General features: G+C 57.1%; 14 protein-coding genes. 4 read left to right on the top strand and 10 right to left on the bottom strand.

Annotated features, from left to right (window positions below):
- Nucleotides 1-49: 49 nt before the first annotated feature.
- Nucleotides 50-397 carry a YacC family pilotin-like protein gene (locus OMR58_RS13735; RefSeq protein WP_105595409.1) on the bottom strand — a complete coding sequence of 116 codons (348 nt, stop codon included), beginning with the start codon at nucleotides 395-397 and terminating at the stop codon, nucleotides 50-52.
- Between the two features lie 180 nt (nucleotides 398-577).
- On the opposite strand from OMR58_RS13735, the gene cueO reads away from it, so the two are divergent.
- Entirely contained in the window at nucleotides 578-2,266 is a 1,689-nt protein-coding gene (gene cueO / locus OMR58_RS13730) for a multicopper oxidase CueO (RefSeq protein WP_264546293.1), read from the top strand.
- Nucleotides 2,267-2,324: 58 nt separating this feature from the next.
- On the opposite strand, the gene OMR58_RS13725 is transcribed toward cueO, so the two are convergent.
- Nucleotides 2,325-3,605, bottom strand: coding sequence for a cystathionine gamma-synthase family protein (locus OMR58_RS13725; protein WP_264546203.1), 1,281 nt, complete (start codon nucleotides 3,603-3,605; stop codon nucleotides 2,325-2,327).
- 248 nt (nucleotides 3,606-3,853) lie between these two features.
- On the opposite strand from OMR58_RS13725, the gene hpt reads away from it, so the two are divergent.
- Nucleotides 3,854-4,390 carry a hypoxanthine phosphoribosyltransferase gene (gene hpt, locus OMR58_RS13720; RefSeq protein ID WP_105595412.1) on the top strand — a complete coding sequence of 179 codons (537 nt, stop codon included), beginning with the start codon at nucleotides 3,854-3,856 and terminating at the stop codon, nucleotides 4,388-4,390.
- Nucleotides 4,391-4,503: 113 nt separating this feature from the next.
- On the opposite strand, the gene can is transcribed toward hpt, so the two are convergent.
- Nucleotides 4,504-5,166 carry a carbonate dehydratase gene (gene can / locus OMR58_RS13715; RefSeq protein ID WP_105595413.1) on the bottom strand — a complete coding sequence of 221 codons (663 nt, stop codon included), beginning with the start codon at nucleotides 5,164-5,166 and terminating at the stop codon, nucleotides 4,504-4,506.
- Between the two features lie 119 nt (nucleotides 5,167-5,285).
- Here can and OMR58_RS13710 point away from each other — a divergent pair, with 119 nt between their 5' ends.
- Both OMR58_RS13710 and OMR58_RS13705 read left to right on the top strand, forming a co-directional pair.
- Nucleotides 5,286-6,212 (top strand): ABC transporter ATP-binding protein, encoded by a 927-nt coding sequence (locus tag OMR58_RS13710; RefSeq protein WP_105595414.1) that lies wholly within the window; start codon nucleotides 5,286-5,288, stop codon nucleotides 6,210-6,212.
- Nucleotides 6,209-6,979, top strand: a complete 771-nt coding sequence (locus tag OMR58_RS13705; RefSeq protein ID WP_200545267.1) for an ABC transporter permease — start codon at nucleotides 6,209-6,211, stop codon at nucleotides 6,977-6,979. Before OMR58_RS13710 ends, OMR58_RS13705 begins: the two co-directional genes overlap by 4 nt.
- A 50-nt stretch (nucleotides 6,980-7,029) precedes the next feature.
- Here the strand turns inward: OMR58_RS13705 and panD are convergent, their stop codons facing one another.
- The 7 genes from panD to dksA all read right to left on the bottom strand — a co-directional run bounded on the left by panD (nucleotide 7,030) and on the right by dksA (nucleotide 12,634).
- On the bottom strand, nucleotides 7,030-7,410 hold the full coding sequence (gene panD / locus OMR58_RS13700; RefSeq protein WP_062747172.1) for an aspartate 1-decarboxylase: 381 nt from the start codon (nucleotides 7,408-7,410) through the stop codon (nucleotides 7,030-7,032).
- Nucleotides 7,411-7,473: 63 nt separating this feature from the next.
- Nucleotides 7,474-8,328, bottom strand: a complete 855-nt coding sequence (gene panC / locus OMR58_RS13695; protein WP_264546202.1) for a pantoate--beta-alanine ligase — start codon at nucleotides 8,326-8,328, stop codon at nucleotides 7,474-7,476.
- 15 nt (nucleotides 8,329-8,343) lie between these two features.
- Nucleotides 8,344-9,138, bottom strand: a complete 795-nt coding sequence (gene panB, locus OMR58_RS13690) for a 3-methyl-2-oxobutanoate hydroxymethyltransferase (protein ID WP_200563068.1) — start codon at nucleotides 9,136-9,138, stop codon at nucleotides 8,344-8,346.
- Between the two features lie 102 nt (nucleotides 9,139-9,240).
- Nucleotides 9,241-9,720: a 2-amino-4-hydroxy-6-hydroxymethyldihydropteridine diphosphokinase gene (gene folK / locus OMR58_RS13685; protein ID WP_264546201.1), complete on the bottom strand. Its 480-nt coding sequence runs from the start codon at nucleotides 9,718-9,720 to the stop codon at nucleotides 9,241-9,243.
- A complete protein-coding gene (pcnB, locus tag OMR58_RS13680; protein ID WP_264546292.1) occupies nucleotides 9,717-11,141 on the bottom strand; it encodes a polynucleotide adenylyltransferase PcnB in 1,425 nt (474 codons plus the stop codon). Before pcnB ends, folK begins: the two co-directional genes overlap by 4 nt.
- A gap of 58 nt (nucleotides 11,142-11,199) precedes the next feature.
- Nucleotides 11,200-12,108 carry a tRNA glutamyl-Q(34) synthetase GluQRS gene (gene gluQRS, locus OMR58_RS13675; protein ID WP_264546291.1) on the bottom strand — a complete coding sequence of 303 codons (909 nt, stop codon included), beginning with the start codon at nucleotides 12,106-12,108 and terminating at the stop codon, nucleotides 11,200-11,202.
- Between the two features lie 70 nt (nucleotides 12,109-12,178).
- Nucleotides 12,179-12,634 carry an RNA polymerase-binding protein DksA gene (gene dksA / locus OMR58_RS13670; RefSeq protein ID WP_105595421.1) on the bottom strand — a complete coding sequence of 152 codons (456 nt, stop codon included), beginning with the start codon at nucleotides 12,632-12,634 and terminating at the stop codon, nucleotides 12,179-12,181.
- Between the last annotated feature and the right edge of the window lie 103 nt (nucleotides 12,635-12,737).

Here is a 12,737-nt window from a genome sequence, read left to right as displayed (position 1 = left end):
ACCGTGGTTGCACGGTCAATTCGGACGCGGGGAGGGGAACGGCGGGTGATTATCGGACGTAGGCAAGCAGGCTCAGTGAGTCGCGGGCCAGGGATTTGCACTTAGTGTCGTTCGGAATGGCAATACCGCTCAGATCGCGATAGCTGTCCTCACCGAGTGCTTTCATATTGAAGCTGTTGTAATTGCTTAAATCCCAACGATTCTGCTGTGCATAAAACATCAACGCGCGACGAACCTGCCCGTCCGGAAGATCCTGGTAGCCACAATCATTTTTCAGATAAACAAATACAGCGGTTAAATCGGCCAAATCTTCTGCTTCCGTTTCACTCAGGGCGAAACTGGTGGAGGAGAAGCCAAAAAGCCCTAGCAGCAACAGAGCCTTGATGCTTTTCTTCATAGTTATTCTCATTCGTGTGCAATGAGCAGACGTTAGCACAGTTCAGGCCGGGTGCCAGCCCCTTTTCCCTTAGAAATCCTGCGATATGCCGTTTTCGCATTTTTTATCGCGGCTTGACCTTCCCGCAGGGTAAGGGTTTATGCTGCCTGTATTTTCGACATCTGACAAAAGGAATGGATGATGCAACGTCGTGACTTTCTAAAATTAAGCGCCGCGCTTGGCGCAGCAAGCGCCCTGCCGCTGTGGAGCCACTCGCTGATGGCGGCTGAACAGCGTCCTTTATTACCCGTTCCCTCACTGCTGCTGCCCGATGCGCGCGGTGAAATCAAACTCGTGGCTCAGCAGAGCACCAGCCACTGGCGGGGCAAAGATGTTCCGACCTGGGGCTACAACGGCGGCCTGCTCGGCCCGGCGATCCAGCTGGAGCGTGGCAAAGAAGTCCGTGTCAATATTTTCAACCGCCTGCCCGACGCCACCACCGTACACTGGCACGGTCTGGAAATTCCCGGCGAAGTTGACGGCGGGCCACAGGCGATAATTGAACCGGGGCAGCAGCGCAGCGTCAGCTTTACCCCGGACCAGCCCGCAGCCACCTGCTGGTTCCACCCTCATCAGCATGGCCGTACCGGCTATCAGGTTGCGCAGGGACTGGCGGGCCTGGTGCTGATCAACGACCCCGAGAGCGGCAAACTCCTGCTGCCAAAACAGTGGGGCGTGGATGATATTCCGGTGATCCTGCAGGATAAACGCCTGACCGAAGACGGTAGCAAAATTGACTATCAGCTGGATGTGATGGACGCGGCGGTCGGCTGGTTCGGCGATACGCTGCTGACCAACGGCGCGATTTATCCGCAGCACGGCGTGCCGCGCGGCTGGCTGCGCCTGCGCCTGTTAAACGGCTGCAACGCCCGCTCGCTAAATCTGACTACCAGCGATGGCCGCCCGATGTACGTGATTGCCAGTGACGGTGGTCTGCTGGCGGAGCCGGTCAAACTGAGTGAGCTGCCGATGATACCGGGTGAGCGCTTCGAAGTGCTGGTGGATACCTCCGACGGCAAACCGTTTGAACTACAAACGCTGCCGTTACGACAAATGGGCATGACGCTGACGCCGTTTGACCAGCCGCTGCCGGTGCTGTCGATAACCCCGCTGCGGGTGATGGCCAGCGGCACGCTGCCGGACAAACTGGTGGAGATGCCTGCCGTTGCGGTGCCGCAGGCTTCCGACACTCGTTGGCTACAGCTGATGATGGACCCTGAGCTGGACCGCCGGGGCATGCAGGCGCTGATGGATAAATACGGCCATGCGGCGATGGCGGGGATGGACATGTCCGCGCACGGGATGGGTGGGGCGACTGGCGATCGTTCCGCCGCCGCGCCAGCCGGGAAAATGCAGGGCATGGATCACGGCAGTATGGGCGGAATGGACCATGGAAAGATGGCCGGGATGGACCACGGCAAGATGGCGGGAATGGACCACGGCGAGATGAAGAGTAAGCAGGCGAAATCTCCTGCACCATTCGATTTTCACAATGGAAATAAGATTAACGGCGTTGCTTTCAATATGGAGAAACCCGCGTTCGAGGCGAAGCAGGGCGTGTGGGAGAAGTGGACCATCTCCGGCGAGGGCGACATGATGATGCATCCTTTCCACGTGCACGGCGCCCAGTTCCGCATTCTGTCTGAAAACGGCAAACCGCCGGCAGCGCACCGCAGCGGCTGGAAGGACATGGTGCTTGTAGAGGGCTGGCGCAGCGAAATCCTGGTGCGCTTTAACCACAAGGCGGACAAACCCAACGCCTATATGGCGCACTGCCATCTGCTGGAGCATGAAGATACCGGGATGATGCTGGGCTTTACCGTGGCGTGATGATGGCCGTTGCCGGAGTGGAGATGATTTCCCCCGGCAACGGCCATCAATCAAACCGTTATCCCAGCAGCGCCAGCCGCAGATCCTCAATCAAATCGTCTTTATTCTCGATACCGATCGACAGGCGAATGGTGGTGGATTTAATGCCGATGCGGTCGCGGACCTCCAGCGGAACGCCGGAGTGGGTGGTGCTGGCCGGGTGGCTGGCGAGGGATTCGGTACCGCCCAGGCTGACCGCCAGCTTGAACAGCTGTAGCGCATTGAGGAATTTAAACGCTGCTGCTTCACCGCCGTGAATATCAAAGGAGAAGGTGGAACCGGCACCGCTGCACTGTGCGCGATACGTTTTGCCCTGCGGTGAGTCGGCGTCGAGGAACGGCAGGTAGTGGATGTGTTCCACCTGCGAATGGCTGCGCAGAAACTCCGCCACCGCGGCGGCGTTGTCGTTAGCGCGCTCCATACGCAGCGCCAGCGTTTCCAGCGATCGGCCAATCATCCAGCTGGAATGCGGATCGAGCTGGGTGCCGATGGCGCTGCGCAGCGCTTTCACCTGGCGAATCAGCGCCTTGCTGCCCATTGCTGCCCCGGCAATGAGATCCGAATGGCCACCGACGTATTTAGTCAGCGAATAGAGCGAGATATCCGCGCCGTGTTCGGTGGGGCGTGAGAATACCGGCCCCAGCAGCGTGTTATCGCAGGCAATGACCGGGCGGTAATTCTGCTGCTGCTCAATCCTGTCCGCAACGCGTTTAATCAGCGCAATATCCACCAGGCTGTTGGTCGGGTTGGCCGGGGACTCAATCAGGATCATCGAAACGCGACCCTGCGCCAGCGCCTTATCGGCAGCGGCCTGAACCGAGGCTTCATCCACGCCGTCGGCGAATCCCACGCTGGAAATATTCAAGTTACCGAAGGTTTTACTCAGCAGGGTTTCCGTACCGCCATAAAGCGGCTGGGAGTGCAGAATGGTGTCGCCAGGCCGGGTGAAGGCCAGCAGCGTGGTAGAAATCGCCGACATACCGGAGGAGAACAGCGCTGCGCTGTCGGTGCGTTCATATACTGCCAGCCGGTCTTCAACAATCTCGCTGTTCGGATGGTTAAAGCGCGAATAGACCAGGCCATTTCCCTCGCCCGATGGCGGTTCGCGGCGGCCGGAAACGTAGTCAAAGAAATCACGGCCCTCTTCGGCGCTGTTAAACACAAAAGTGGAAGTCAGAAACACCGGCGGTTTGACTGCGCCTTCCGACAGCGCCGGGTCGTAACCGTAATTGAGCATCTGGGTTTCCGGCTGCAGTTCGCGGTTGCCGATATGCGTTTTTTTAGAATGTGAGGAAGCCATACAATCTCCTGCCTTTTGGCACGGTGCTTTTATTATTGGCGCTAAACTATCATGCGCGGTATGGGCGGGATAAATGAATTAACGTTCTATGGATAAAACATGTAGCGATATAAAATATGGCTATCTTTACGTTTAGCAGTCCGTATGTCTATTGCGTAATTTAACGCGGTGCGTTGCGCAACGGAGGGCGTCAGGAGGGAGAAATGTGCTAAACTGTGCCGCTTTCCCTGAACAATCGACGATTAACTATGAAACATACCGTTGAAGTAATGATCTCCGAAGCCGAGATCAAATCCCGTATCGCTGAGCTTGGCCAGCAAATCAATGAGCATTACCGCAACAGCGGCAGCGACATGGTGCTGGTTGGCCTGCTGCGCGGCTCCTTTATGTTTATGGCCGACCTGTGTCGCGCCATTGATGTTCCTCACGAAGTCGATTTTATGACCGCTTCCAGCTACGGTAACGGCACCTCCAGCACCCGCGATGTAAAAATCCTCAAGGATCTGGATGAAGATATTCGCGGCAAGGACGTGCTGATTGTCGAAGATATTATCGATTCAGGTAATACGCTGAGCAAAGTGCGGGAAATCTTCAGCCTGCGCGGGCCTAAGTCACTGGCTATCTGTACTCTGCTGGATAAGCCCGAGCGCCGGGAAGTGCAGGTGCCGGTGGAATACGTCGGCTTCTCTATTCCTGATGAGTTCGTGGTGGGCTACGGAATTGACTACGCCCAGCGCTATCGCCACCTGCCGTATATCGGCAAAGTGGTGATGCTGGACGAGTAAATCGGGCTAAATGACCGCGAGTGCACACCGCACAATCGACCAAGGCCGGAAATTTCGGCCTGTTATATGATATGCGGCAAAGTGCAGTCGGGCAGGGGGGTGCCGCCCGTGGCTTACGGATTGAGGTCCGGGTCGTTCAGCAGGTTAGCGATGCCGTGACGGTAGCGCTGTTCCAGAATCTCGCGGCTGGTGGCCGTTACGCCCAGGTCGCGCAGATAGCCGTCCAGGATGCCGTATACCCAGCCGTGAATTGTCACCTTCTGTCCGCGTTTCCACGCTGACTGCATCACGGTTGAGTGACCAAGGTTGTAAACCTGCTCAATCACGTTGATTTCACAAAGTTTATCGAAGCGTTTTTCTGGTGCCAGCTCACCCAGCAGCGAACTGTGTTTGTACCAGAGATCGCGAATGTGCAGCAGCCAGTTGTTAATCAGGCCGAGTTCCGGGTTCTCCACCGCTGCCTGAACGCCGCCGCAGCCGTAGTGGCCGCAGATAATAATATGTTCTACTTCCAGCACCTCCACCGCGTACTGCACCACGGAAAGGCAGTTGAGGTCGGTGTGAATCACCAGGTTGGCCACGTTACGGTGAACAAAAAGTTCGCCAGGCTCCAGCCCGGTCAGGCGCTCGGCGGGTACGCGGCTGTCAGAGCAGCCGATCCACAGGAAACGGGGTTTTTGTGCCAGGGACAAACGTTCAAAAAAACCGGGATCTTCCTCCTTCAGCAATCTGGACCATTCGCGGTTATTGCTGATAAGGGTTTCAATATCTTTCATAATGGTGTCGACCAGTCACACAAAAACGTTGCGGTAATATAGGGCAATGCTCAGCGATTGAAAACGGCAAACAAGAAACTAAACGCGATACGATAAATACAAAGGGCTATTTCTTACCTATGACTTATGCACTGGAACTTGAAAAACTGACCAAAACCTACGCGGGCGGAGTTCAGGCGCTCAAGGGAATTGATCTCCGGGTTGAAGCAGGTGACTTCTATGCGCTGCTCGGTCCCAACGGGGCAGGTAAATCCACCACTATTGGCATCATCAGTTCGCTGGTGAATAAAACCAGCGGCCGGGTGCGGGTGTTTGGTTACGATCTGCAAAACGATGTGGTCAATGCCAAGCGTCAGCTGGGGCTGGTGCCGCAGGAATTTAACTTTAACCAGTTTGAAACCGTGCAGCAGATCGTCGTCGATCAGGCCGGTTATTACGGCGTGGAGAAGCGTGAAGCGGTGAAGCGGGCGGAAAAATATCTGACCCAGCTTGACCTCTGGCAGAAGCGTAACGAGCGTGCGCGTATGCTCTCCGGCGGTATGAAACGTCGCCTGATGATTGCTCGTGCGCTGATGCACGAACCGAAGCTGCTGATCCTGGATGAGCCAACCGCCGGGGTGGATATTGAGCTGCGTCGTTCGATGTGGACCTTCCTGAAAGATCTGAATGCCCGTGGCACCACCATTATTCTGACCACTCACTATCTGGAAGAGGCAGAAATGCTGTGCCGCAATATCGGCATTATCCAGAGCGGTGAACTGGTGGAGAACACCTCAATGAAGGGACTGCTGGCGAAGCTGAAATCTGAAACCTTCATTCTCGATCTGGCCGCAAAAAGCCCGCTGCCGCAGCTGGAAGGATTTAAATATCGGCTGGTTGATACCTCTACGCTGGAAGTGGAAGTACTGCGCGAGCAGGGGCTGAACAGCGTGTTTAGCCAGCTGAGCGCCCAGGGCGTGCAGGTGCTGAGTATGCGCAACAAGGCTAACCGTCTTGAGGAGCTGTTTGTTGACCTGGTCAATGGTCACACGGGAGAGAAAGCATGACACATTTGTACTGGGTAGCCCTGAAGAGCATCTGGAGTAAAGAGGTTAACCGCTTCGCCCGTATCTGGATTCAGACGCTGGTCCCGCCGGTGATTACCATGACGCTGTACTTTATTATCTTCGGTAATCTGATCGGTTCACGCATTGGTGAAATGCATGGCTTCACCTATATGCAGTTTATCGTGCCCGGCCTGATCATGATGGCGGTGATCACCAACGCCTATGCCAACGTCGCCTCGTCGTTTTTCAGCTCCAAGTTCCAGCGTAATATTGAAGAGCTGCTGGTGGCACCGGTGCCAACGCATGTGATTATCGCCGGTTACGTTGGCGGCGGCGTGGCGCGCGGGGTCTGCGTGGGCGTGCTGGTCACGGCAATTTCGTTGTTCTTCGTGCCTTTCCAGGTGCATTCGTGGCTGATGGTGGCGGTGACGCTGCTGCTGACGGCGATTCTGTTCTCGCTGGCCGGGCTGCTTAACGCAGTATTTGCCCGCACCTTTGACGATATCAGCCTGATCCCGACCTTTGTGCTGACGCCGCTCACCTATCTTGGCGGGGTGTTTTACTCGCTGACGCTGCTGCCGCCGGTCTGGCAGATGATCTCCAAGCTGAACCCTATCGTCTATATGATTAGTGGATTCCGTTACGGTTTCCTCGGCATCAATGACGTGCCGCTGGGCTTTACCATGGCGGTTCTGGTGGCGTTTATCGTGGTGTTTTATGCGCTGGCGTGGTCGCTTATCCAGCGTGGCCGCGGGCTGCGGACCTGATGTGATTGACTGAACTGAACGGGGCGACCAGCAATGGCCGCCCCGTTTTTTTACGCCACCTGAACCGGTACGGCTTTCGCCACGCGCTTCATCTGGTTGTCGCCTTCAAAGTAGGCCACTTTCGGCTGCCATTCGCGGGCTTCCGCATCCGACATCTGCACATAAGAGCAGATAATCAGCAGGTCACCTTCGCAGGCGCAGCGTGCGGCCGCGCCGTTCACCGAAATGATTTTCGAGCCGCGTTCTGCGGCAATGGCGTAGGTGGAAAAACGCTGGCCGTTGTTGACGTTGTAAATATCGATCGCTTCATACTGCAGGATGCCGGAAGCGTCGAGGAAATCCTGATCGATGGCGCAGGAGCCTTCGTAATTCAGGTCGGCCTGGGTGACTTTCACCCGGTGGAGTTTACCCTGCAACATAGTACGGTTCATAAGCTGTAACTCTGCAATCAGTCGAAAAACGAACGACAGTATTGCCCCTGCGGGCAACGCTGTCTACTGGGTGAGATCAACCTGCTGATTATCAATCAGGCGGGCTTTACCCAGCCACCCGGCCATCAGGATCACCGCCCGGCGGCTGTCGGTGGTTAACGGCAGCAGGGTATCGGCATCCACAATCGCCAGGCCATCGGCGCGTAGTCCTTTTTCCGCAAGCGCGATCTCCGCGTCGGCAATCAGCTCTTCAATATGGCGTTCGCCGTTGTTGAGTTTGGTGGCGATATCGTTCATCACCTGGCTCAGCCCCGGCGCGATTTTACGCTCATCGGCGGTCAGATAGCCGTTGCGAGAGCTGAGCGCCAGGCCGTCTTTCGCGCGCACCGTTGGCACGCCGACGATCTCTATGTCGTAGCCCATATCCGCCACCATTTTGCGGATCAGCGCCAGCTGCTGGAAGTCCTTCTCGCCGAAGCAGGCAATATCCGGCTGGACCAGGTTAAACAGCTTGCTGACGATGGTGGACACGCCGCGAAAATGTCCGGGACGGCTCGCGCCTTCCAGCAGGGTGGAGAGGCCGGGAACATCGACAAACGTCTGCTCGTGCAGTCCCTGCGGGTAGATATCCGCAGGAGCCGGGGAAAACACCAGATCGACGCCGCGACGGTTCAGCTTTTCACAGTCGGCCTGAAGCGTACGTGGGTAGTTCGCCAGATCGTCGGCGCGCTCAAACTGCATCGGGTTAACGAAAACGGACACCACCACGATGTCCGCACGCGCGCGCGCTTCATCAACCAGTGTCATATGTCCATCGTGCAGGTTGCCCATGGTGGGGACCAGCGCGATACGTTTACCATCCTGACGCCAGCGGCGTATTTCACGGCGGAGCAGCGGCAGGGTTTCAATAATCAGCACGGTGTTTCTCCTGGGTTACTGGAAGCTGTGTTCTTCGGCGGGATAGCTGCCGTTTTCCACTTCCGTGACGTACTGACGCACGGCTGCACGGATGTCGCCGGTTTCAGCAAGGAAGTTTTTGGCGAATTTCGGGATATGGCCGCCGGTGATGCCGAAGGCATCGTGCATCACCAGGATCTGTCCGTCGGTCACGTTACCGGCACCGATGCCGATAACCGGAATGGTCAGCGCGTCGGTGACGCGTTTTGCCAGCGCCACCGGCACGCATTCCAATACCAGCAGCTGCATACCCGCGGCTTCCAGCGCCAGGGCATCGTCCAGCAGGCGTTCTGCATCGGCCTCAGCGCGGCCCTGAATTTTATAACCGCCGAAGATATTCACCGATTGCGGCGTCAGGCCGAGGTGACCACATACGGGTACTGCACGTTCGGTTAGCTGTTTAACCGTATCGGCCAGCCATTTCCCACCTTCCAGCTTCACCATATTGGCCCCGGCACGCATCAGTTGCGCCGCGCTGTCGAAGGTTTGCTGTGGCGTGCTGTAGCTCATAAACGGCAGGTCAGCGAGCAGCAGGGCGGCTGGAGCACCACGGCGGACCGTTTCGGTGTGATAGGCGATATCAGACACGGTGACCGGCAGCGTGGAGTCGTGTCCCTGAACCACCATACCCAGTGAATCGCCCACCAGCAGTACCTGGATGCCCTCGTCGGCAAACAGACGGGCGAAGCTGAACTCATAGGCGGTGATAGAGGCAAATTTACGCCCCTGCTGTTTCCATTGACGCAAGGTCGAGACGGTAGTCGGTTTCATCGTATCCTCAGTAAGAGTCTTCCTGGTTGGCGTATCTTAAAAGGATGGGAAGGAGAGTGCAAAGGAGATATCCGGCGCAGCACAGGCTGCACCGGAAAGGCATTACCAGGGGCGGATCGCGCTGCTGTCGAGAGGAGCCAGCAGATCGGCAATACGCGTACCGTCCGGCAGACTGAGGTCGGGAGCGATCTCGCGTAGCGGCAGCAGCATAAAGGCGCGGTTGTGCATATCGTAGTGCGGCACCGTTAGCCGAGTCGTTGCCAGCGTCAGATCGCCAAACAGCATGATGTCTAGATCCAGCGTGCGCGGGCCCCAGCGATGATCCTTACGCACGCGTCCCTGTTCCAGCTCAATACGCTGGGTGTGATCCAGCAACGCTTCAGGGCTGAGTTCGGTATCGAGCGCCACGGCGGCGTTAAGATAGTCAGGCTGATCGGGTGGCCCGTACGGCGGCGTGCGGTAAAGCGAAGAGCAGGCAATCAGCCTGCTCTGTGGGATCGCCGCCAGCGCATCCAGGGCTGATTGCACCTGGTGCAGCGGATCGGCCAGGTTACTGCCCAGCGCCAGATAAACGCGCATCATGCGTTGTTATTATGGCCGTCACGGCGGCTGTTCCCCGAAACGCGCTTACGCGGACGGCGGGTGCGGCGGCGCGGTGCAGGATCGTCACCGAGGGTGTTGAGCATGGTTTTCTGCTGCGGCGGTGCGGAAACCTGGAACTCGCCCCACCAGGTGGTCAGGCGCTGCAGTTCATGATTGTTTTCCACTTCGGCACGCAGGGCCAGCAGATCGTAGGCGGCGCGGAACTTAGGATGTTCCATCAGCTTCCACGCGCGTTTTCCGTGGCGACGCGACAGGCGCAGCTGTAAGGTCCAGATATCGCGCACCAGCGAGGTGATGCGTTTCGGAATCGCCAGCGAGCGGCAGGCTTCATCCAGCACGTCGTTCATCGCCAGAGCGAAGGCATCGTAATAGGCAAGGCCGCTTTCCTGGGCAATTTTCTGCGCCGCTTCCAGCTGCGGATACCAGAACATCGCCGCAAACAGGAATGCCGGATTGACGCGCATCTGGCTGTGAATACGGGTATCCGTATTCTTCAGTACCAGCTTGATCATCCGCTCCATATTGCTGTCACCCTGTTCGGTGAAGTAGCGGGTGATAATGGGGAACAGCGGCTGGAACAGCTGATATTCGCACAGCTTGCGGTAGGTGGCTTCACCGTAGCCCGCCTGCAGCAGCTTGAGGGCTTCCTCAAACAGACGTGCCGGTGGAATGTCACGCAGCAGCGTGGCAAGGCGCGGAATTGGCTCACCGGTTTCCGGCGCGATACTCATATCCAGCTTGGCGGCAAAGCGCACCACGCGCAGCATGCGCACCGGATCTTCGCGATAGCGGGTTTCCGGATCGCCGATCATACGGATAATGCCCTGCTGCAGATCGTTCAGGCCGCCGACATAATCGCGGACGGTAAAATCGGCCACGCTGTAGTAGAGGCTGTTAATGGTCAGATCGCGGCGCTGGGCGTCATCTTCGATAGAACCAAAAATGTTATCGCGCAGCAGCATGCCGTTCTGGCCGCGCTGCGAGCTGTTGCGATCGTCAACGGACTGCTGTTCAGCCTCGTGGTGACCGCGGAAGGTGGCCACTTCGATGATCTCCGGGCCAAACATTACGTGTGCCAGGCGGAAACGGCGGCCCACCAGGCGACAGTTGCGGAACAGTTTACGCATCTGCTCCGGGGTCGCATTGGTCGTGACATCGAAATCTTTTGGCTTTTTACCCAGCAACAGATCGCGTACGCCACCGCCCACCAGGTAGGCTTCAAAGCCCGCTTTATTCAGGCGATAGAGCACCTTGAGGGCATTTTCGCTGATGTCCTTGCGTGAGATATTATGACGATCGCGAGGAATAACGGTCATCTGACGCTCTTCCTCGATCCCGGCTGGTACTACCTCATCGCGACTGAGAACTTTTCGGCAAAAATTAGCAACTCGGGTAAAAATGGGACACCTCGATAGTGACAATGAATTCTGTGCGGTAAAAACAGCGGCTAATCATAGCTCAGAGTGAACCGTTTGAGAATGCCGATGTCGCCGTATCCTGCTGCTGCGCGTCGGTAATCGGGATTAAACTCAAATCCCAGCGACTGACAGCCTGCTGTAAAAGTGCTTCCTGTGTCGCATCACGCCAGTTCTCTGCCACCGGCTGGCCAAGAAAGCGCAGCGCCTGTACCAGTACGGGGCGCGGATCGCCCTCTGGCAGCGGCGTGGCGTGATTCTGTTTCGACAGCTTGTTGCCATCATGATTGAGCACCAGCGGCAAATGCAGATGGTCGGGAACCGTCCAGCCAAACTGCTGATAAAGGGTTATCTGCCTGACCGTCGGTTCGATCAGATCGGCACCGCGCACCACTTCAGTGATCCCCTGGAAGTGATCGTCAACCACGACTGCCAGATTATAGGCAAACAGCCCGTCGCGGCGGTGAATAATAAAGTCCTCTGCGGCCAGGCGCGCATCGGCCTGCACTACACCGCGCAGGCTATCGCTGAAGGAGCTGACCGGTGCATCCACCTTCAGACGCAGTGCAGCCTGCTGCGGGCCGTGATGCAGGGTGCGGCAGTGACCATCATACAAACCACCGATCTGCTGGATGCGGCTACGTGTGCAGGTACAGTAATAGCTCATTCCCTGCTGTTTTAGCCAGTCAAGTGCGGCGCGGTAGGCGTCATGGCGCTGCGACTGCCAGAGCACGTCACCGTCCCAATGCAGGCCGTAGTGCTCAAGCTGCCTGAGGATGCGGGTGGCGGCACCGGGAATTTCACGGGGAGGATCGATATCTTCAATACGCACCCGCCACAGACCGTGCTGTGCGCGAGCCTGCAGGTAGCTGCCAACGGCGGCAATCAGAGAGCCGAAATGTAAATCACCGGATGGAGAGGGGGCAAAGCGCCCGATATAGGATGCTGACATCATGAATGGGGAAGGGCAGTGAAACGGGAACGAGAGCCGCTCCCGGATCCACTGCGCAATCCTTGTGCCGTTAACCGGCCATTTGTTTTTCGCGGATTTCCGCCAGCGTTTTGCAGTCGATGCACAGATCGGCAGTTGGACGCGCTTCAAGGCGACGGATACCGATTTCAACGCCACATGATTCACAGTAGCCGAAATCGTCGTCCTGCACTTTCTTCAGCGTCTTCTCGATCTTTTTGATCAGCTTGCGCTCGCGGTCACGGTTACGCAGTTCAAGACTAAACTCTTCTTCCTGTGTTGCGCGGTCAGCGGGGTCCGGGAAGTTAGCAGCTTCATCCTGCATGTGCGAAACCGTGCGGTCCACTTCATCCCGAAGCTGGTTGCGCCAGGCTTCAAGGATCTTCTTGAAGTGCTCCAGCTGGGCTTCGTTCATATACTCTTCGCCTGGCTTCTCTTGGTATGGCTCCACCCCAGCGATGGCGAGAATACTCAGGGACGATGTTTTACGGTTTTGCCCTTCTTGCATGTTGTTTCTCCTGGATAACACGCACTATACCCTTCACTTCTCAGGCTGCAGATACTGTCAGCCGGCGAAGTACCACACGGCTATTACCTGCCCTGCATCCCGA

Origin of the sequence: Erwinia sp. INIA01 (assembly GCF_025947915.1) — a bacterium.
GTDB lineage: Bacteria > Pseudomonadota > Gammaproteobacteria > Enterobacterales > Enterobacteriaceae > Erwinia > Erwinia coffeiphila.
Note: the sequence above shows the minus strand (reverse complement) of the source record. Positions and strands in the feature narration are given on the sequence as shown.

Excerpts from the sequence above, each read along its gene's own strand:
- dksA (WP_105595421.1), bottom strand. The coding sequence starts at position 12,634 with ATGCAAGAAGGGCAAAACCGTAAAACATCGTCCCTGAGTATTCTCGCC.
- panD (WP_062747172.1), bottom strand. The coding sequence starts at position 7,410 with ATGAACCGTACTATGTTGCAGGGTAAACTCCACCGGGTGAAAGTCACC.
- can (WP_105595413.1), bottom strand. The coding sequence starts at position 5,166 with ATGAAAGATATTGAAACCCTTATCAGCAATAACCGCGAATGGTCCAGA.
- panB (WP_200563068.1), bottom strand. The coding sequence starts at position 9,138 with ATGAAACCGACTACCGTCTCGACCTTGCGTCAATGGAAACAGCAGGGG.
- cueO (WP_264546293.1), top strand. The coding sequence starts at position 578 with ATGCAACGTCGTGACTTTCTAAAATTAAGCGCCGCGCTTGGCGCAGCA.
- gluQRS (WP_264546291.1), bottom strand. The coding sequence starts at position 12,108 with ATGTCAGCATCCTATATCGGGCGCTTTGCCCCCTCTCCATCCGGTGAT.
- folK (WP_264546201.1), bottom strand. The coding sequence starts at position 9,720 with ATGATGCGCGTTTATCTGGCGCTGGGCAGTAACCTGGCCGATCCGCTG.
- OMR58_RS13705 (WP_200545267.1), top strand. The coding sequence starts at position 6,209 with ATGACACATTTGTACTGGGTAGCCCTGAAGAGCATCTGGAGTAAAGAG.
- OMR58_RS13710 (WP_105595414.1), top strand. The coding sequence starts at position 5,286 with ATGACTTATGCACTGGAACTTGAAAAACTGACCAAAACCTACGCGGGC.
- OMR58_RS13725 (WP_264546203.1), bottom strand. The coding sequence starts at position 3,605 with ATGGCTTCCTCACATTCTAAAAAAACGCATATCGGCAACCGCGAACTG.
- OMR58_RS13735 (WP_105595409.1), bottom strand. The coding sequence starts at position 397 with ATGAAGAAAAGCATCAAGGCTCTGTTGCTGCTAGGGCTTTTTGGCTTC.
- hpt (WP_105595412.1), top strand. The coding sequence starts at position 3,854 with ATGAAACATACCGTTGAAGTAATGATCTCCGAAGCCGAGATCAAATCC.